We start from the raw sequence: 17,952 nt of genomic DNA on the forward strand, positions 1-17,952 counted from the left end.
AAACCCCTTATTCTTCCTATTCTTCCCGCAACTGCGAAGACGCATTTTAGGACCCCCTCCGCGCAGGAGTCAATCTTCGCATTCGCAGAATTTTTGGGGTTATTCGGGGACCTTGGGGACTTCACCCGATCCACCTGAGGCGCCGCAGCCTGCAGCCATCGGGCGGGCGAACGGGTCACCCGACGGCACGAGTCGCTTCGGCGAGCCAGGCGGCGGTGGCCGGGTCGATCAGGGGGGTGAGGGCGGTGCGAACCTCGTCGTGGTAAGTATTGAGCCACGCGATCTCGTCCGTCGACATGAGCGACACGTCGACCAGGCGAAGATCGATCGGCGCCAGTGTCAGGGTCTCGAAGCCGAGGAACGACGTCGCGGCCGCGGCGCCCCCGGATGCCGAGGCCGGCTTCGGCGACGGAACTGTCGCCGACGTCACCGCCACCAGGTTCTCGATGCGGATGCCGTAGGCGCCGGTCTTGTAGTAGCCCGGCTCGTTGGAAATGATCATGCCGGGCCGAAGCGCGGTTTTATTGGCGATCTTCGAAATCCGCTGCGGGCCTTCGTGGACATTGAGGTAGGCGCCGACTCCGTGGCCGGTGCCGTGATCGTAGTCGAGCCCGACCCGCCATAGCGCCTGTCTCGCCAACACGTCGAGCTGCGAGCCGGTCGTTCCAGCCGGGAAGCAGGCGGTGGCGATGGCGATGTGCCCCTTGAGCACCCGCGTGAAGCGGTCCCGTAATTCTTGGCGAACCCCGGCGTCGACCGCGTCTTCGAGCCGGCCGACCACGACGGTTCGCGTCACGTCCGTCGTGCCGTCGAGGTACTGGCCGCCGGAATCGACCAGGTAGAGCGAGCCCGGCTCCAACCGCCGGTCGGTCGCAGCGGTCACTCGATAATGCACGATGGCGCCGTTGCCGCCCGCCGCTGATATTGTGGCGAAGCTGTTGCCGCAAAATCGTTCGGCTTCCCTCCGGAACGACTCAAGTTTTTCGGCGGCAGCAGATTCGGTCAAGGCGCCGCTCGGCGCCATGCGGTCGAGCCAGGCGAGGAAGCGCGTCAGGGCGGCGCCGTCGCGCCGGTGCGCGGCCCGCATGCCTGCCAACTCGGTTGAATTTTTGATCGCCTTCGGCAAGACGCACGGATCGGGCCCGACCACCGTCCTGGCGCCTGCGCGGTGCAGGCGGTCGACGATCCAGAACGGCGTCAGGTCGGCGTCGAAGCGGACTGTCCTGTGGTGCTCGCCAAGGTGGTCGAGCGCGGCGCCGAGCGCCTCCGGCGGCCGCACGTTGACGTCGGCGCCGAGGTGCTCATCAAGGCCGAGCGACGCCTTGCGCGGATCCGTGAACACCTCCACGGACGCATCTCCGTGCACAATCGCGACGGCAAGCGGCGCCGGCGTGTAGGGGACGTCCCCTCCCCTCACGTTCAGAAGCCAGGCAACGGAGTCCGGTGCTGTGACCACCACGGCGTCGTGCTTCTCCGCGACCATGCCGTCCGCGATCTGTCGGCGCTTCTCCAACGCAGCCTGCCCGGCGAACGACACGCCGTAAGGGATGATTGGCGCCAGCGGCGGCGGTGGCCGATCCGTCCATAGCAGATCGATGAGGTTCGCCTCGAGTGCGACCAGCCGGCCCCCGGCCTTGCGGCACGCCGCACGGTAGCGCTCGACCTGGGATGTCGTGTGAAGCCAGGGATCAAACCCCAGTCGGCCGCGCTGCGGCAGGTGCTCGGAAATCCATTCCGCCGCCGGTTCGTCCAACAAGTGGCGGATCTCGAAGTGGGCGGCGTTCACTTCAAGTGCCGCCTGGACGGTGTAGCGTCCGTCGACGAACAAAGCGGCGCTGTCCCGCAGCACCACCGCGGTGCCGGCCGATCCGCCGAATCCCGTCAGCCACGCCAGACGTTGCGATGCGGGCGGCAACTGCTCGTTCTGATGCTCGTCGGCATGGGGCACTATCAGCCCGGCGAGGCGGCGACGACGAAGCTCCCGGCGAAGGGAGTCCATCCGACACGCAACAACATCGGCTGCGTCCCCGCCTGGGAAGGCGCAAGCCGATGGAGTCAAAGACTCAGTGTCCGCCGTCGAGGCCATATCGCGAGCCTACGGCATTTCCCGGCTCATGGGAATCGACGTGGTGTTCAAGGTTACGCAATGACAGGTCGGCAGACTCACGGCGGCGACGGTCCCGGCCCGTTGCCTTCAGCCGAAGGGATGCCGTACTGCCGCTTGATGCCGGACACGAAGAAATGCAGTTGTTTGCCGCGCAGTCCGATGTTGACAGCAACGATCCGATGACGCTGGTTCCAAAGGCGCGACGGATGCGCGCCGAGGAACTCCACCGCCTTGTCATGATCGCCATCGGGCGGGTCACTGCAGTCGTCGTTACGCTATTCGCCCTGCCGATCGACTACATCTGATCGACTGCATCTGACCGCCGGTCGGCGGCATCGACAGACAGCTAGCGAATCGGGCGGTTTCCTGTGGCCGGCGTCTCACTCTCGGCGGGCGGGATCTCAACTTCTGGCGGCGGGGGAGCGCCGGCGGCGCCCGCCGGCGCATCGACGAGCGTGTTCTGCTGCATGCAGCGGTCGAAAAGCTCGCGCTTGTACTTGCCGGCGTCGTAGCTGTCGACGACGTCCCGATACGGCAGCGTCCGACCATATTGATCCCCGACATCCGGTCGACCGAGCGCGAAGTCCTGCTCGGCGCGCTCCTTAGCAAGGCTCGCGCACTGGGCGCGCAGCAGATCGTCCTTTTGCTGATTTTCAACAGTCGGGCTTTCGTAATTGGCGCTCGGCCGCCACTGGACCGGCTCGTCGCTGCAGGACGCCAGAACCACGACGGCCACAACCGCTACCGGCCACCCCCACCCAGTCGCCATTCCCCTCTCCTCATCGTCGCTACGGCGCGCGCCGCCTCTACCATACCTTACGCAAGCACCGCGCCCTCCGCAATCGGGCGATCGGCGCGCCGCACCGACGTCAGCCAGCCCGAAGTTGCCTGACGCGGCCGCACCACCCCCTCCGCTGCCTGATTTACCCATATCTTCTACCCAAACGGGCAATTGCTCACAATCTCGCCATCTTTTATAGTCAAGGTTGCAGATTTCAGCGAACGCATGCTGATCGTTAAGAACCGGGGAACAGGCAGCGTGAGCAACAGCGAAGACAGCGTTTCCGGCCATGAGGAAACCGGGCTCGGCGGCGGCACCGGAACCGCTCCGGACGGTACGCCAATCAACATTCCGCTGCTTCACAACAAGATCGAGCTCCTGCACCGGGAGATTGAGCAGTGGGTGCAGGAGCGTGGGATCTACGACTGGCAACGGGACGAGGCCGGCTTCGATACCCGCTGGAAGGCGCTGATTCTTCAGCTGGCGCGCACACCGGCGATCAGTTACGAGGAAATCCTTCTCAAGCTGGAGCGCGCCATCACTGAAGGCGGCATCGGCTCCCCCACCGGTGACCGCCTCGTCGACAGCGCCCTCCGGGACCTGAAGCGACTGATGGTCGACCGCGGTCCGAATCGGGCGCCCGAGCGCGATTGACCGGGGGAATCCTCAGACCGCCGATGCTGATTGCCCCGACCATCTGGGCAGGGCGGATGAGCGAAGCGTGATCCGTCGCATCCGAGCATCGGGGGACCCGGGCGCCGCGGCCGCTTCGGCGGGTTACGCTTGCGGCAACCCGCCCTGCCCGCTCTTGCGCCTCAGCCACTGCAGCGCACATGCCACGATTGGCGCGCCAGGACGGTTAGTTCCGGCGCTCCCCACGCGCCCCGATCGGTGAGGCGCGCGACCAGCGATTGCGGAAGGGCGGCCGAACCGTGTCGAGCCCCGGCGATCGTCCCGGTCATCGCGGCGGTCGTGTCGACGTCGCCGCCGACGGCAACGGCGGTGTGAATGGCGCGCGTATAGTCTTCAGGGTTGCGCAGAAACGCATAGAGACTCCAGGCAACGCTGGTCGTTACGAAGGGCGAGATGCCGGACGCCACATCCTGATAATCAGGCCGCGCCGCCGCAGTGATCGCGGCGACGGCGTCCTCCGGCGCCAGATCGACGATATCCCCCAAACCGGCGATCGTCTCGGCCACCGTCCCGTCGACGCTGCGACACATCGACGCCAACTGTTCAACGAATCGGTTCACGTCGATCCGCGTTTCGGCAAGCGCCAGCGCCAGCGCCACGGCCCCGGCAATGGCCACGGCGCCGGCCGAACAACGTGGATCCGCATGGGTGATGCGCCCCTGATCGCAGGCTGCCGCCACCAGCGCTTCGGGATCGTCGTAGAACATCAGGCCGATCGGGCCGGCGCGCATGGCGCTGCCGTTGCCGGCATTGGGCGGCGGCGCGCCGGCCTCCGTCCATGGAACCCCGGCCGACAGGCGCGCGGCGGCCTCCCGGGTCGCCCTGCCGCCGCCGACCACGCGACCGGCGGCGAACATGTTGGCGATGCGCGCCGCGTATTCCGCAGGATCGAAGCGCCGACAAGTGACGTAGCTCCGCATCAGCTCACGGGCGAGCTGAGAGTCATCGGAATACTGGCCGAGCCGGTACGGCCCGCGCCGGCCCTCGAACGCCTCGCCCCGGATCAACACCTGGTCGGCGTACGCACGGCAAGCCGCCGGCGAACTGCCCTCGACCATGAAGCCGACGGCGTCGCCGACGCACTGGCCGAGAAACGCGCCAACGAAGCGATCTTCAAGAGCCGCCATCGTGGTTCTCCACGCGGCCGACGAATTCCGCCACTACCGGCGCATGGAACGATTCCGGCGATCCGCGGACGGCGCGGGAGGTGATCAGTTCATCCCCAAGCGCCTCGTTGTGGATCTCGACGGCCCGCAACCGGCCGAGCATCGGGCGTGACACCAGGATGTGGTCCAGCATCTGCGGGCGCCCGTGATGCACTACAGAGAACCGCCGCGAGTCCGCCAGGCCGCGTTCCACCGGTACCAGGGTCCGCATGGCGAGATGCGGGTTCCCGGCATCCTCCTCGTCGCCGCGGATGGTCCTGACCGGCACTTCATGGGTGTCGGCATTGAAGTCCCCGCAGACGGCGATGAGGGCCTCGGCATCATCGTCCATGATGCGATCCAGCAGCAGGCGCACCTCGAGCGCCTGACCGGCGCGCTTGACCGCCGCCAGGAAAAAGCCTTCCGCCCATCCGGACATGGTGCGCCATGCGCCGCCCTTCTCCTTGCCCTCTGGCACGAAAGCAGCCCGCGGCGCGCGCAGGTGCAGATTGACGATGTGCAGAATTCGGTCGTCATCAAGCCGGACGGCGGCATAGAGGATCGGCCGGTCCCACTCGATCAGTGTCGGCTCGCCGCGATCCGGGTCGCGCACGGCGGACGAAAAGAACGGCGGCGCCACCAGGTCGTGGTGGATCTGCCGGTGCTCGACCAGCGGATAGCGGCTGAGGATGACCAGGTTGTGCTTGTCGCGCGGGATACCTTTGGAGCGACTCAACGACACCGCGCGATGGAAGCGCGCATAGGGGGTGTCCGCCAACAAGGCATCCAGGGCCTTCAGCTTCCGGCCGTCACTTTGGCTGTCGACTTCCTGCAGGCACAGGATGTCGGCGCGCAACCGCAGCAGTTGCGGGCGCAGCAACCGAATCCGCTCCTCGATCGTGACACCGTGGTCGCCGATCGCGCCGAGGTTCTCGACGTTGAAGGTGGCGATGCGCAGGCTGTCGGACTGCTCGGCAGCGGCCATCGTGGGATCGCCCATGCTACCCGGTCTCGGGACCAAGGCAGGCCTTGATGAAAGCTATACTGTCGGCATCATCCCATTCCGCGACGCCGAGCACGCGCCCCTTCTCGCGACCGTCGGCGCCGATCAGGATGGTGGTCGGCAATCCCGGGACGCCGAACGCCTGCGCCAGCCGGCCCCGCTTGTCGATCAGCACCGGCAGGGCCGCGATTCCGTTGCGGGCAAAGAACGGGCGAACCGCATCTGCACCCTTGAAGTCGGCGGACAGGGGCAGCACGCGGACGCCGGAGCCTTCGAGCGCGGTGTTCAAGGCGTCGAGGGCCGGCATCTCCTCGACGCATGGCGCACACCATGTCGCCCACAGATTGACCACCAAGCCTTGACCCCGATGCTCCGCGAACTTGTGCTCGTCGCCGTCGGCATCGAGATACGGCGTCTCGGGTGCAGGCGCGCCAGCGGCAGCGGTATCGAACTTGCCGAGGCTCGCGGGAGGCTCAGCGCATGCGTCCGCGCTTGCGCGGACGGCGGTTATCGCCACAATCAGCGCCACCACGCTCCCTATGATGCGAGCCCAAAGCATGGTTGGCATCTGCACTGTCGTCACTCCTTGAGCTTGCGAGGCCATCGTTGACCGATCATCCAAAGCCAGCGGCCAGCGCGATCTGGGGCGGCCGTTTCGCCTCCGGACCTGCGGCGATCATGGAGGAGATCAACGCCTCCGTCGACTTCGACCGGCGCCTGTTCGCCCACGACATTGCCGGCTCGAAGGCCCACTGCACCATGCTGGTCCGCCAGGGCATCATATCGGAAGCCGACGGCGACGCCATCCTCCAGGGCCTTGACGCCGTTCATGGCGAGATCAGCGACGGCCGGTTCACCTTTCGCCGCACCCTCGAGGACGTTCACATGAACGTGGAGGCGCGGCTCGCCGAGCTGATCGGCGAGCCGGCCGGCCGCCTGCACACCGCCCGCTCCCGCAACGACCAGGTGGCGACGGATTTACGCCTATGGCTGCGAGACGCCACCGACGATCTGGGCGCAGCGCTGACGGGGCTGCAGCGGGCGCTGCTCGACCAGGCGGACCGGCACGCGGCGACGATCATGCCCGGCTTCACGCACTTGCAGGCCGCGCAGCCGGTGACCCTCGGTCACCACATGTTGGCCTACGTCGAGATGCTCGGGCGCGACCGTGGCCGCTTCGCCGACGCGCGGCGCCGACTCAACGAATGCCCGCTCGGCGCAGCGGCACTGGCCGGCACATCGTTCCCGATCGACCGGACCATGACCGCGGCGGCGCTGGGATTCGAACGTCCCTGCGCCAACTCGCTGGACGCCGTCTCCGACCGCGACTTCGTGCTGGAGTTCCTCGGCGCCGGCGCCATCCTCGCCGTCCACCTGTCGCGCCTCGCCGAGGAGATGGTGCTGTGGAGCTCGGAGCGGTTCCGGTTCCTGCGCCTGCCGGACGCCTTCTCCACCGGCAGTTCGATCATGCCGCAGAAGCGGAACCCGGATGCCGCCGAGCTGATCCGCGCCAAGACGGGGCGGGTGATCGGCGCCCTGGTGGGATTGCTGACGGTGATCAAGGGCCTGCCGCTCGCTTACGCCAAGGACATGCAGGAGGACAAGGAGCCGGCGTTCGACGCCGCCGACACGCTTCTGCTCGGCGTCCGGGCGATGACCGGGATGATCGCCGGGGCGGAGTTCGACGAGGCGCGGATGCGGGCGGCGGCGGGCGACGGCTTCACCACCGCCACCGACCTCGCAGACTGGCTGGTGCGGGTCCAGGGTCTGCCGTTCCGCCGCGCCCACCACATCGTCGGCGCGCTTGTGAAAAAGGCCGAAGAGCTGGGGTGTGCTCTCGAATCGTTGCCGCTTTCGGAGCTGCAGGCGGTGGATTCTGCCTTGACGGATGGCGTCTACGCAGTCCTCAGCCTCGACAACTCCGTCGCCAGCCGCACCAGCGAAGGCGGCACCTCCCCCCCCAACGTCCGCGCCGCCATTGTCGAGGCCCGGCGGCGATTTCTCTAGTGACGCTAGCGAAACCGTGCCCCTCAGACCATACAAGGTCGTAAGTGTTCAGCCGGCATGGGTGCTGGAACACGAGGCACTTGGGAGCAAACAGAAGTTTTGGTACCGGGACCCCGACAGCGACACGGATTGGCTCTTCAAGTTTCCGCGTCCGGGTACAGGCGAACACTGGGCGGAAAAGATCGCCGCAGAGGTTGCGGCGCATCTTCGCCTCTCGCACGCACTTGTGGAACTGGCGGAGTTCGATGGCACTTTCGGCTCAACCACTTTGTCCTTCGCAAGCAGATCCGGGGAACTGATTCACGGGAACCAGATCCTCGTCGGCAACGTGCTTGGTTATGATCCTGATCGGCGGTTTCGTAATTCCGATCACACGCTAGCCAACATCCGGCTGGGCGTGAAAAAGGTCTTCGAGGAAGAGGCCGCGGCCCGCAGGGCGATGTCCCAGTTCGGCGGTTACCTTGTTCTTGATGCCTTGATCGGAAATACCGACCGTCATCACGAGAATTGGGGGGTGCTGCGCAGCTCGTCCAATGCCCATCTTCCTGTCGTTGCACCGTCGTTCGATCACGCATCGTCGCTCGGGCGGGAGTTGTCGGATGACGGCGGCGCGAAGAGCCGTGAGCGACTGCTCACGGCGGACCGCATGGGAGAGTATGCCCGAAAGGCACGGGGCGGCATCTACTGGTCGGAGCAGGATGCTCATGGCATCAGTCCGCTCGATTTGGTGCGGCGGGCTGCCGCGGCGTGTCCGGAACTCGTGAAAGCCGGCTTTGAGAAACTGCGGGATCTGGAGCGCGAGGTCATGGAAGACATCGTCGATCGCATTCCGAGCGACTGGATGACGCCCATCGCGCGGAGGTTCGCGCTGGAACTGATGTGCTATTCTCTAAAAGAAATGAGGAAGCTTCCGCAATGACCGCCAAGACGCTGTTCCTCGCATGGCAGGATCAGGACAGAACGCGACGTTGGTTTCCGATCGGACGACTCGATGCGGATCCGACGCGTCCGCTCTATCGTTTTCGCTATATCCGGGGAGCGGAAGATGCGCGTTGCCAAGCGGGGTTCCGGCTGCTCGATGATTTTCCTCAACTGAAAGCGGACTACCTGTCGGGCGAACTGTTTCCCCTCTTCAAGAACAGAGTGATGACGCCGGGCCGGCCGGACTTTCAGGACTACATCCGCCACATGGATCTGACGGGCGTCGCCGACCCTATCGAAATTCTGGAGGTTGGCGGCGGCACGCGCGCCACCGATGCGTTCGAGGTGTTTCCCAAGCTCGAAAAACAAGCGGATGGTGCGATCAGGTGCCGGTTCTTCTTGCACGGCTGGCGGCATCTCAACAACGAAGCCCAAACGCGTCTTGAACGCCTTGCGCCAGGAGAAAAATTGAATCTTGCGTTGGAACTGACCAATCCTGCGACCGGACACGCTCTGCAGATACAGACCACCGACTACGTCATGATTGGTTGGGCGCCGCGCTATCTCGTCCGGGATCTGACGTCGGCAATCCTGGATGGAGAGGGCAATTTCACAGCTCAAACCGTTCGACTTAATCCGGTGCCCGCCCCGTCCCGGCAGCGGTTGCTGGTCGAGCTAAGCGGACGTCTGACGGGCGAAGAGCCGATGACGACAGCGGATTTCGAGCCCCTGGCGGCGTGAGGATCAACCTTGCCTCCTCGGAACAACCGGCGGCGTAAGCGAGCGCCCGCCGTCGCCACGGTCGAGGTGGCGGTCACGGCGATCGGCGCAGGCGGCGACGGAATCGGGGAGGAGCCGGACGGGCGGCGGCTCTACGTCCCCTTCACCGTGCCGGGGGATCGGGTTCGCGCGCGGCCGGTCCAGCGGCTCGGCGATGGCTTGACCGCGGCGCTTGTCGAGGTGTTGTCGCCGGGGCCGGAGCGGGCGCCGCCGCCGTGCCGCCACTTCGGGCGCTGCGGCGGCTGCAGCCTTCAGCACCTGACCGACGACGCGTACGTCCGCTGGAAGCGCGAGCGTCTCGAAGAGGCGCTCAAGCGGGCCGGCATCGACCGCTACCGGCTGGAACCGCTGGCGCGGACGCCGCCAGCAGCGAGACGCCGGGCGACATTTGCGGCGTTCCGTCCTGCGGCGGTCAATGCGCCGCCGATTTGCGGATTCACGGTCCGCAACCGGCACGACATCGTCGATGTTGCAGAGTGCCCGGTGATGGCGCCCCGCATCGTCGCACTACTGCCGGAGATGCGGCGCCTGCTCGCCGAGGTGCTGCTGACAGGGGAGCGGTGCCGGGTTGCGGTATCGCTGCTGGACGGCGGGCTGGATGTGGTGCTGGAGCTGCCGCGGGAGCCCGACCTGCAGGCCCGGGAACGGCTGGCGGCCTTTGCCGAGACGGCGGATCTGGCGCGGCTTTCGGTGCGCGCTTCGGACACTGTGTTGCCCGAACCGGTTGCGCAACGGCGGGCGCCCACCGTCGCGTTCGGGCGCACCCGCGTGCTGGCGCCGCCTGGAGCGTTTCTGCAAGCGAGCGCCGCCGGCGAGGCGGCGCTGGTCGCCGCGGTGCTGGCGGCGGTTGGCGCCACCACCGGCTCCCTGACTCCGGTTGCGGATCTGTTTTGCGGCGCCGGCACCTTCGCCCTGCCGCTGCGCGACGCCGGGGCCCGCGTTCATGCCGTCGATGCCGATGCGGAAACGCTCCAGGCGCTCACCGCCACGGCCCGAACGGACGCCGGCCTGACGATCGAGAAGCGCGATCTGTTCGCGCGGCCGCTGCGGCCGCAGGAGCTGCAGCGGTTCGGCGCGGTGGTGTTCGACCCGCCGCGCGCCGGCGCCGCCGCGCAGGCCCGCGAGTTGGCCGCCTCTGCGGTGCCGGTCATTGCCGCCGTCTCGTGCAACCCCAGCACTTTTGCCCGCGACGCCGGTATTCTTACCGCCGGCGGCTACCGTCTGGAACGGGTGGTGCCGGTCGACCAGTTCCTGTGGTCCCCGCATCTGGAGCTGGCCGCCACGTTCCGCCGCCGAGCAAAGGCATACGCGGCTTGATCACCATCCGGTTTCAGTCATCGGGATTTGACAGGGAGATCAAGGTCAGGATCGCGCCGGGGGAGCGGCCGACGCTGCTGTCCATCGCCGCGGCTCACGGCGTCCCGATCCTGTTCAACTGCCGGTCCGGCGACTGCGGCGCTTGCCTGGTCCGGAGTTCGGACCGACACGGAACGTCCGCGGACGCGGGCTGCGATGGGCGATGCGGAACGATATCGCCTTCAGGCTATGTCGTTGTCGGCGGACGGCGACGGCGAGGCGGACGACGAAACCTCGATGGAGGGGGAGCAGGCGCGCCTTGCATGCCAATTCGTGCTCGGCGAGGACGACGATGGTCACGAGTTCGTCGTTACCTTCGCATCCGGCCTCGGCAACTCCTAAACCGGCGCTCTTACCGTAAGCGCGGTGCTTCCTACTCGCCCGGCGCTTCGGGGCGCAACAGATCCTGTTCGCCGAGAGAGGAACGTTCCGCATCGACCTTCTCGACGACGGCGGTCTCGCGGGAGGCGTCGCCGACATCGGCGCGCTCCGGGGTTGCTGCCGGCGTCCGGTGCGCCTCGCCGGCGGGCGCAGGCGGAACCGCGGACCCGACTGCGGCGCTCGCCGCGGCGCCCATGCGGATGGTGTAGATGGGCTCCGGCAAGGCGAAGCCGGCGTCCTCCAGGGCGCGCTTGGCGAGGCGGATGCCCTCCCCGCGCGCCTTGAGAAAGTCCGTCTGCTGCTGATCGATCCAGCCGGAAAACCACAGCAATACGTTTGAGTCGCCCACATCCTGCACCGTGCCGGCCGGTCCGGGCTGGCGCAGCACGAACGGCAGGTGTTCCAGTGCCGCCACCCCCACGTCGACCGCCTGCTTCAGGTTGCAGTCGGTGGCCACGCCCAGCGTGAACTCGAACCGGCGCTCGGGATTGCGGGTGTAATTCACGACGATGCCCTTGAATACGTCCGCATTGGGGATGCGCACGTGGTTGCCGTCCAGCGACATCAGGATGGTGGCGCGCGACGTCAGACGGATGACATGCCCTTCGTGGTCGCCGATCCGCACCAGATCGTTGGGCCGAAACGGCTGGCGGATGCTGAGCATGATGCTGGCGACGTAGTTCTCGATGGTGTCGCGAAGCGCGAAGCCTATGGCGAGGCCGAGGATGCCGGCGGCGCCGAGGATGGTGCCGAGCAGCGCGGTGGCGCCGAGAATATCGAGGGCGATGACGAGCCCGGCGGCGATGAACGCCAGCCGCAGCAACTGGCGGATCAGGTCGGCGACGAACGCGTTGGGGGCGATCCGCTGCCACGGCCAGCGCAGGCTGGCGATCCAGATGCCGAGCACGACGATGAGCGCGAACAGAAGCAGCGCCGCGGCGGCGACGGGGGCCATGTCATAGGCGTCGGCGACCCGCTTCTCCAGCCGCTGCCACGCCGGCGCGAGGCGCCTCTCAACCGACTCGTCGAGCTTGATCTCGTTGCGCACGGCGACCACGCCAGCGACCCGGTCCGCCAGCTTTTCCGCTTCCTCGGCGCTCTCGGCGTCGGCGACCTCCCCCGCCAGCGTGACGACGCCGGCCGCGACCTCGATCCTGACGGCGCCGAGCGCCGGAAGCTCGCGAATGATGGAGCGGATGCGCTCGGCGATCGCGGCGTCGGAGCGGGCGTCACTGTCGACGGCGATCTCCTTCTCCGCTGGCGTCTTCGGCTCGGCCTGTTCCTGGGCGTGACCTTCGACGGCCAGGCCGACGAAGGCGACGAGCACGGCGATCAACAACAAACGGCAATGACGCATTTCCGATTTTTCTTCAGCCGGCCAACGGCCACACCAGCGGCGTGACGATGAGGGTCACCAACCAGGTGATGATGGCGAGCACGCCGCCGAGCAGCAAGTAGTGCTTGAAGCGATACTCGCCGGGACCCATCACCAGGATTGTGGCTTCATGGGCGACCGGAGTTGCGAAACCGGCCGAGATGCAGACGGCGAGCGGGATCATCACCGCCTTGGCGTCGAGGTCGGCAAGTTCCGCAACCTGAAACGCGATCGGCGCGACGATGATGGCGACCGCGGCATTCTCGATCATCTGCGTCAGGACGACCGCCGCCAGCAACAGTGCCGCCAGAAACACGATGGGCGTGGCGCCGCTCGCCGATGGGTGCTGCACGGCCAGCGTCGCGATCGCCGAAGCGGCGCCGCTTTCCTCGAGCGCGATGCCGAACGGGATCATGCCGCCGAGAATGACCAGGGTCGGCCAGTCAATGGCGGCGTAAGCCGAGCGCACGCTGATGCAGCCGAACAGGATGGCGAGCGCCGCCGCGAGCGGGATGGAGATCGCGGCCGCCATCAAGCCGCCCACCGACAGCACGATAACTCCGGCCATCAAGCCGAGAAGGATGAGCGCCTTGGCCTGCCCCACCGCCGGAAAGGCGTGCTCCTGAAGTAAAATCAGATCGCGGCTCCGCCCGAGGCGCTCCACATCGTCGGCGCTACCGAGCAGCAGGAGCGCGTCGCCGTGCATGAGGCGCGTCTCGGTCAGGCGCTCGGTCAGCCAGTGGCCCCGCCGTTCCATGCCCAGCACGGTGACGCCGTAGCGGTCGCTGAGCGCGATGTCTTCCAGTGTCGCCCCGACGAAGTACGACGACGGCGACACCATCGCCTCGACGGTCACCAGATCGACTTTGGCGAGGAACGCTCGAGTCAGTTTGGTCTGTTCCTGAACCTCGAAATCCGAGGACTTCACGAAGCGCCCGATCTGGTCTGCGGTGCCGCGAATGAGGATCATGTCCCCGGCGGCGAGGGGAGCGGAGCGGACCTGGCGACGGCCGTCGCGAATGACGGCAACGATGCGGAGTTGCCTGTTCCGAAACAGATCCAGCTCGCGGATCTTGCGGCCGACGGCGCTGGAGCCCTCTGCGACGACGATCTCGGTCAGAAACCGTGTCACCGCCTCCGGTCCCTGTTCGGGCTCATGGGCAGGCAACCAGTGCCGGCCAATGAAGAACACGAACGCCGCCGCCACCAGGAACACCGCCGCGGCATTGGGCGTGAAGTCGAAGAAGCCGATGCCGGCGTCGGTGCGCTGGCGGAGAAAATCACTCAGCAGGATATTGCTGCGGGTGCCGATCAGGGTCCATTGCCCGCCCATCAACGCACCGTACGCTGCGAGCAGCAGATAGCGTGACGGCGGCAGATTGAACTCGCGGCACAGGTTGAGCAGCAGCGGCAGCAGAATGACCACCACAGTGGTGTCGTTGATAAACATGGACATCACCGTCGCCAGCGTCAGCACCGCCATCTGCAACGACCATTCGCGGCCGGCGACACGGCGCAGGGCGCCGAGGCCGAGCACCTCGGCGGCGCCGGTCTGCACCATCGCAGAACCCATGATGAACATGCTGGCGATCATCAGCACCGCGGCGCTGCCGAAGCCGGAGAAGCCTTGCTCGTAGGTCAGGACCCCCCGCCACTCGCCGCCGGGATGCGGCCACGGCACGATCAGCGCCAGCATGACCAGGAACGCGGTGACGTCCGGGCGCAGGCGCTGGCTCCAGAACAGGTAGAGCGCCGCGAGCAGCAGGATGCCCAGGAAGACGTACTCGGACAACGGGGTCTCCGGATGGTGCACTGACCAAGGGTGATCGACGCGGCTCCGCGCCGGCCGCCACTCATAGGACGAAGACGCGCGCCGCTCAAACGTTGCATCAACTGTCGGTCAATACCAGAGCCCCGCCGGTGCCGCCGCGCGGGCGAGACGCAGGGCCCTTGACCACGTCCCCTGAAGCAGCCCACCCTCGCCGCCTCGGAGGCCGCCTACCGGGAATTCCACCACATACGCGGCGCCACGCTTTTTCAGCCTGCCTCACTGGAGACACGAGATGCTACGCACCGGGAGCGATATGGCGGAACGCTCACTTGGCGCCGGGCTGCAGGCCGACCTTTTTGCGGGCCTGACAGCGGCGGCTGTCGTCCTTCCCAAGGCCATGGCCTACGCGACCGTGGCGGGCTTGCCGGTCAGCGTGGGGCTATACACGGCTTTCGTTCCGATGATCGTCTACGCCCTGCTTGGCACGTCGCGGGTACTGAGCGTCAGTTCGACCGCAACTCTGGCGATCCTTGTGGCCGCGCAACTCGGAATTGCCGTGCCGGACGGGGACCCCGGGCGGCTCATTACAGCTTCGGCGACGCTCGCAGCCATGACCGGATTCCTCCTGATCGTGGCTTCGGTCCTGCGTCTTGGTTTCCTCGCGAATCTCATTTCGGCGCCGGTCCTCACGGGCTTCAAGGCCGGGATTGGCCTCGTGATCGTTCTCGACCAGATACCGAAGCTGCTCGGCGTCCACATAACGAAGGACGGCTTCTTCCGCGACGTGCTGAGTATCGCGCACCACCTTCCCGACGTCTCCGGCATCACTCTTGCTTTCGGCTTGACGGCTTTGGTCGTGCTCCTTCTCATGGAACGCGCTTGGCCACACTCGCCGGCGCCGCTCGCGGTGGTTGGCGGTGGCGTGGCGGCATCCTGGTTGTTCGGCATCAGCTCGGCAGGCGTTGACACGGTGGGCATCATCCCGCAGGGGCTGCCATCGATTACGCTTCCGACTCCCGGCCTCGCGATGCAGCTGCTACCAGGTGCGATCGGCATCGCCCTGATGAGCTTCACCGAAACGATCGCCGCGGGCCGCGCGTTCGCGCATCCGTCAGAGCCGACGATCAGGGCCAATCGGGAGCTTCTGGCGACCGGCGCCGCCAACCTGTCTGGCGCCTTCTTGGGAGCGATGCCCGCAGGCGGCGGCACATCACAAACGGCGGTGGTCCGTGCCGTGGGAGGCCGGACACAGAAGGCCTCTCTCGTCACAGCGGTGATGTCCGCAGCAACGATGCTGATTCTCGCGCCGCTGCTGGGGCTCCTGCCGCAGGCGGTGCTCGCGGCGATCGTGATTGTGTACTCGATCGGCTTGCTCCAGCCGACGGAGTTCGCGGCGATCCGCAAAGTCCGCAGCATGGAATTCCACTGGGCGATCGTGGCCTTCCTCGGCGTGCTCGTCTTTGGCACACTTGAGGGTATTGTTGTTGCAGTGGTCCTCTCGCTCCTAGGGCTGGCCAGGCAGGCGGCCCATCCGCGCGTCTACGAGATCGGCCGCAAGCGAGGAGAGGACATTCTGCGCCCTCTATCTCCCGAACACCCCGGCGACCAGACCATCAAGGATCTCCTGATCCTGCGTCCGGAAGGCAGGCTCTTCTTCGCCAACGCCGAGCTGGTTGGCGAGCGGATCCGGGAACGTGTGACCCAGCGAAAGCCCCGAATACTCATGCTCGACCTCAGCCGGGTGTTCGACATCGAGTATTCCGCGCTGCAGATGTTGATGGAGGGCGAACGCCGCTTGGCGGAAGAGGGCGTGACGCTCTGGCTTGCCGGCCTTAACCCGGACGTCCTCGCCTACGTACGGGCATCCGGCTTTGCTGAACGGCTCGGTGCGGGCCGCATGTTCGTCAATGCCCGCAGCGGTATTCGCCATCACCTTGACGTCTCAGAGGCCGATGCCGAGCAGGCAGGAGGAGACAGGCGTGATGGCTCCGAGACTTTGAAGAACTGAGGCAGCTTCGGTGCAGCGCGTCCACACGTCGCCGGTCGCGCCACATCGTGAAATGCGGAAGCTCCTCAAGGGGTCGAACCACTGTCGAACTTGAACGTATCCGATATATTCGCTCCTCTCGCGAGCGCCGGAACACAGTCAGTTGACACCCTCCAATGATGCGTCAGACGGTCCAGCGCCTCGACGACGTACACCGAGACAGTAGTGCATTGCCACCAAAAGCTAGGTGGCGCCTGAGGTCGCGAAATCTATGACCAAAGAACAACCTGCGGGCCACTTCGTCAGCATCCGGCGCCTGGTCCGAAGCCTTTATCACGCTGTTCAGGAACCCGAGGTGCAGGGCGTACTCATGCTCGCCGCCACACTCATTCTCATCGCGACGATCTTCTATTGGTTGGTAGAAGGATGGTCGTTTCTGGATGCCGCCTACTTTTCGGTCGTCACGATTGCCACCGTCGGCTACGGAGATCTAGCCCCGCAAACCGCGCTCGGCAAACTCTTCACGATCGGCTACCTCTTCGCGGGCATCGGGCTCTTCGCCGCCGCCGTGACTGCCCTTGCCCAAGCCACGCTGCGCAGCGCGCGGCCGCCCAAGGGATGATCCCGGCTCAGTCGCCGCGAGCCGTCCGGTCTTACCGAAGTGAGTCGAACAGCGGGCCGGGATCATAGCCGGCGGCGCGGAGTTCGGAATCGAGGCGTTCGGCGGCGGCGGCGTCCGCCGGACAGAACGGCGGCCGGACATGGGTCCAGCCGGGATCGCCGGTGTGCCGCGCCAGCACCGCCTTCAACAGCGGGATCGTCGGTCCGCGGGTGAACAGGGCGCGGATCGCCGATACGCGCTTGTTGCGCGTCCGCGTCGGCGCGATGCCGGCTGAGGTCTTTCCCGGCCGCGCCGTCCCCGTTGCGCCACGCCAGATACAGGGTGTTGATGGCGTGAACGTTGACGTTGCCGACGGCGGTGATGCAGCCGCGGCCGCCGTGGCGAAGGGTGGCGAGCAGGAACTCCTCGGAGCCGCAGAACACGTCGAAGCCGGGGAAGCGCTCGATCATCGCCTTGGTGTTGGCCCAGTCGCCGCCGCTGTCCTTGATGCCGACGACGGTCTCCGGGTAGGCCGCGATCAGGCGCGCGATCAGATCGAGGGACAGCGGCACCTGGGACATGGCGGGAAAGTGATAGAGATAGATGCGGAGCGCGGCGTCGCCGACACGCTCGATGGTTTCCGCATAGAACGCGAACAGGCCATCGTCGGACGGGTTCTTGTAGTACCAGGGCGGCAGCATCAGCACCCCGCCGCAGCCGGCCGCGACCGCGTGGCGGGCGTTCTCGACTGCTTCCGGCAGCGCGCAGCTACCGATGCCGACCATCAGCCGCTCGGTCGGAGCCCCGGCCGACAGCAGGTGTTCAAGCAGGCCGCGCCGCTCTTCGGCAGTGAGCGAATTGGCCTCGCTGGTGGTGCCGAATACCGCGAAACCATCGGCGCCCGCGTCGAGCAGGGCGCGGCACAGCGCCACCCACCGCCGCCGGTCCGGCGCTAGATCGTCGTGGAAGGGCGTCAGCACCGGCACCAGCACGCCGGCAAAGCCTCGGGTTCCCATCATGCGTCCTTTCGCGGCTTGTCGAGCG

Annotated in this window: 16 protein-coding genes and 1 pseudogene; 9 read left to right on the forward strand and 8 right to left on the reverse strand. The window is 66.5% G+C overall.

The features are described from left to right. Positions 1 to 175: 175 nt before the first annotated feature. A complete protein-coding gene (locus IPM60_04900) occupies positions 176 to 2,086 on the reverse strand; it encodes an aminopeptidase P family protein (protein ID MBK8907247.1) in 1,911 nt (636 codons plus the stop codon). A gap of 155 nt (positions 2,087 to 2,241) precedes the next feature. Here IPM60_04900 and IPM60_04905 point away from each other — a divergent pair, with 155 nt between their 5' ends. Further along, the gene (locus IPM60_04905) at positions 2,242 to 2,412 is read left to right on the forward strand and encodes a hypothetical protein (GenBank protein ID MBK8907248.1); all 171 of its coding nucleotides are present in this window, start codon (positions 2,242 to 2,244) and stop codon (positions 2,410 to 2,412) included. 41 nt (positions 2,413 to 2,453) lie between these two features. Here IPM60_04905 and IPM60_04910 read toward each other — a convergent pair whose 3' ends face one another. After that, positions 2,454 to 2,876, reverse strand: a complete 423-nt coding sequence (locus IPM60_04910) for a hypothetical protein (protein MBK8907249.1) — start codon at positions 2,874 to 2,876, stop codon at positions 2,454 to 2,456. 237 nt (positions 2,877 to 3,113) lie between these two features. Here IPM60_04910 and IPM60_04915 point away from each other — a divergent pair, with 237 nt between their 5' ends. Continuing rightward, the gene (locus IPM60_04915) at positions 3,114 to 3,542 is read left to right on the forward strand and encodes a hypothetical protein (GenBank protein MBK8907250.1); all 429 of its coding nucleotides are present in this window, start codon (positions 3,114 to 3,116) and stop codon (positions 3,540 to 3,542) included. 161 nt (positions 3,543 to 3,703) lie between these two features. Here the strand turns inward: IPM60_04915 and IPM60_04920 are convergent, their stop codons facing one another. The 3 genes from IPM60_04920 to IPM60_04930 are packed head-to-tail and all read right to left on the reverse strand — an operon-like array spanning position 3,704 to position 6,288. Then, on the reverse strand, positions 3,704 to 4,708 hold the full coding sequence (locus IPM60_04920) for an ADP-ribosylglycohydrolase family protein (protein ID MBK8907251.1): 1,005 nt from the start codon (positions 4,706 to 4,708) through the stop codon (positions 3,704 to 3,706). After that, positions 4,695 to 5,711 carry an endonuclease/exonuclease/phosphatase family protein gene (locus IPM60_04925; GenBank protein ID MBK8907252.1) on the reverse strand — a complete coding sequence of 339 codons (1,017 nt, stop codon included), beginning with the start codon at positions 5,709 to 5,711 and terminating at the stop codon, positions 4,695 to 4,697. The genes IPM60_04920 and IPM60_04925 overlap by 14 nt, the downstream gene beginning before the upstream one ends. A 16-nt stretch (positions 5,712 to 5,727) precedes the next feature. Continuing rightward, positions 5,728 to 6,288: a TlpA family protein disulfide reductase gene (locus tag IPM60_04930; protein ID MBK8907253.1), complete on the reverse strand. Its 561-nt coding sequence runs from the start codon at positions 6,286 to 6,288 to the stop codon at positions 5,728 to 5,730. A 47-nt stretch (positions 6,289 to 6,335) separates the two neighbouring features. On the opposite strand from IPM60_04930, the gene argH reads away from it, so the two are divergent. From argH to IPM60_04955, 5 genes are all read left to right on the forward strand, one after another. Then, positions 6,336 to 7,736 carry an argininosuccinate lyase gene (gene argH, locus IPM60_04935; protein MBK8907254.1) on the forward strand — a complete coding sequence of 467 codons (1,401 nt, stop codon included), beginning with the start codon at positions 6,336 to 6,338 and terminating at the stop codon, positions 7,734 to 7,736. A 61-nt stretch (positions 7,737 to 7,797) separates the two neighbouring features. Then, positions 7,798 to 8,655, forward strand: a complete 858-nt coding sequence (locus IPM60_04940; GenBank protein MBK8907255.1) for a HipA domain-containing protein — start codon at positions 7,798 to 7,800, stop codon at positions 8,653 to 8,655. After that, complete coding sequence (locus tag IPM60_04945) at positions 8,652 to 9,398, forward strand: DNA-binding protein (GenBank protein ID MBK8907256.1); 747 nt, start codon at positions 8,652 to 8,654, stop codon at positions 9,396 to 9,398. Before IPM60_04940 ends, IPM60_04945 begins: the two co-directional genes overlap by 4 nt. A gap of 9 nt (positions 9,399 to 9,407) precedes the next feature. Then, complete coding sequence (locus IPM60_04950) at positions 9,408 to 10,754, forward strand: class I SAM-dependent RNA methyltransferase (protein MBK8907257.1); 1,347 nt, start codon at positions 9,408 to 9,410, stop codon at positions 10,752 to 10,754. 195 nt (positions 10,755 to 10,949) lie between these two features. Next, entirely contained in the window at positions 10,950 to 11,135 is a 186-nt protein-coding gene (locus tag IPM60_04955; protein MBK8907258.1) for a hypothetical protein, read from the forward strand. 31 nt (positions 11,136 to 11,166) lie between these two features. Here the strand turns inward: IPM60_04955 and IPM60_04960 are convergent, their stop codons facing one another. Both IPM60_04960 and IPM60_04965 read right to left on the reverse strand, forming a co-directional pair. Continuing rightward, positions 11,167 to 12,420 (reverse strand): mechanosensitive ion channel, encoded by a 1,254-nt coding sequence (locus tag IPM60_04960; GenBank protein ID MBK8907259.1) that lies wholly within the window; start codon positions 12,418 to 12,420, stop codon positions 11,167 to 11,169. A 124-nt stretch (positions 12,421 to 12,544) separates the two neighbouring features. Continuing rightward, complete coding sequence (locus tag IPM60_04965; protein MBK8907260.1) at positions 12,545 to 14,341, reverse strand: SLC13 family permease; 1,797 nt, start codon at positions 14,339 to 14,341, stop codon at positions 12,545 to 12,547. A gap of 292 nt (positions 14,342 to 14,633) precedes the next feature. On the opposite strand from IPM60_04965, the gene IPM60_04970 reads away from it, so the two are divergent. Both IPM60_04970 and IPM60_04975 read left to right on the forward strand, forming a co-directional pair. After that, positions 14,634 to 16,328, forward strand: a complete 1,695-nt coding sequence (locus tag IPM60_04970; protein MBK8907261.1) for a SulP family inorganic anion transporter — start codon at positions 14,634 to 14,636, stop codon at positions 16,326 to 16,328. Between the two features lie 250 nt (positions 16,329 to 16,578). Continuing rightward, positions 16,579 to 16,929, forward strand: coding sequence for a two pore domain potassium channel family protein (locus tag IPM60_04975; GenBank protein ID MBK8907262.1), 351 nt, complete (start codon positions 16,579 to 16,581; stop codon positions 16,927 to 16,929). Between the two features lie 31 nt (positions 16,930 to 16,960). Here the strand turns inward: IPM60_04975 and IPM60_04980 are convergent. Then, positions 16,961 to 17,927 (reverse strand): annotated as a pseudogene (locus IPM60_04980) (dihydrodipicolinate synthase family protein). Positions 17,928 to 17,952 lie beyond the last annotated feature (25 nt).

It is taken from the genome of Rhodospirillales bacterium (genome assembly GCA_016710335.1).
Classification (GTDB): Bacteria; Pseudomonadota; Alphaproteobacteria; order Rhodospirillales; family Defluviicoccaceae; genus JADJXQ01.

What these genes read in the sequence shown, in the direction of transcription:
- IPM60_04905 (MBK8907248.1), top strand. Translation starts at nt 2,242, where the DNA reads ATGCAGTTGTTTGCCGCGCAGTCCGATGTTGACAGCAACGATCCGATG.
- IPM60_04970 (MBK8907261.1), top strand. Translation starts at nt 14,634, where the DNA reads ATGGCGGAACGCTCACTTGGCGCCGGGCTGCAGGCCGACCTTTTTGCG.
- IPM60_04930 (MBK8907253.1), bottom strand. Translation starts at nt 6,288, where the DNA reads ATGCTTTGGGCTCGCATCATAGGGAGCGTGGTGGCGCTGATTGTGGCG.
- IPM60_04955 (MBK8907258.1), top strand. Translation starts at nt 10,950, where the DNA reads ATGGGCGATGCGGAACGATATCGCCTTCAGGCTATGTCGTTGTCGGCG.
- IPM60_04975 (MBK8907262.1), top strand. Translation starts at nt 16,579, where the DNA reads ATGACCAAAGAACAACCTGCGGGCCACTTCGTCAGCATCCGGCGCCTG.
- IPM60_04925 (MBK8907252.1), bottom strand. Translation starts at nt 5,711, where the DNA reads ATGGCCGCTGCCGAGCAGTCCGACAGCCTGCGCATCGCCACCTTCAAC.
- IPM60_04910 (MBK8907249.1), bottom strand. Translation starts at nt 2,876, where the DNA reads ATGGCGACTGGGTGGGGGTGGCCGGTAGCGGTTGTGGCCGTCGTGGTT.
- IPM60_04945 (MBK8907256.1), top strand. Translation starts at nt 8,652, where the DNA reads ATGACCGCCAAGACGCTGTTCCTCGCATGGCAGGATCAGGACAGAACG.
- IPM60_04920 (MBK8907251.1), bottom strand. Translation starts at nt 4,708, where the DNA reads ATGGCGGCTCTTGAAGATCGCTTCGTTGGCGCGTTTCTCGGCCAGTGC.
- IPM60_04915 (MBK8907250.1), top strand. Translation starts at nt 3,114, where the DNA reads ATGCTGATCGTTAAGAACCGGGGAACAGGCAGCGTGAGCAACAGCGAA.
- IPM60_04900 (MBK8907247.1), bottom strand. Translation starts at nt 2,086, where the DNA reads ATGGCCTCGACGGCGGACACTGAGTCTTTGACTCCATCGGCTTGCGCC.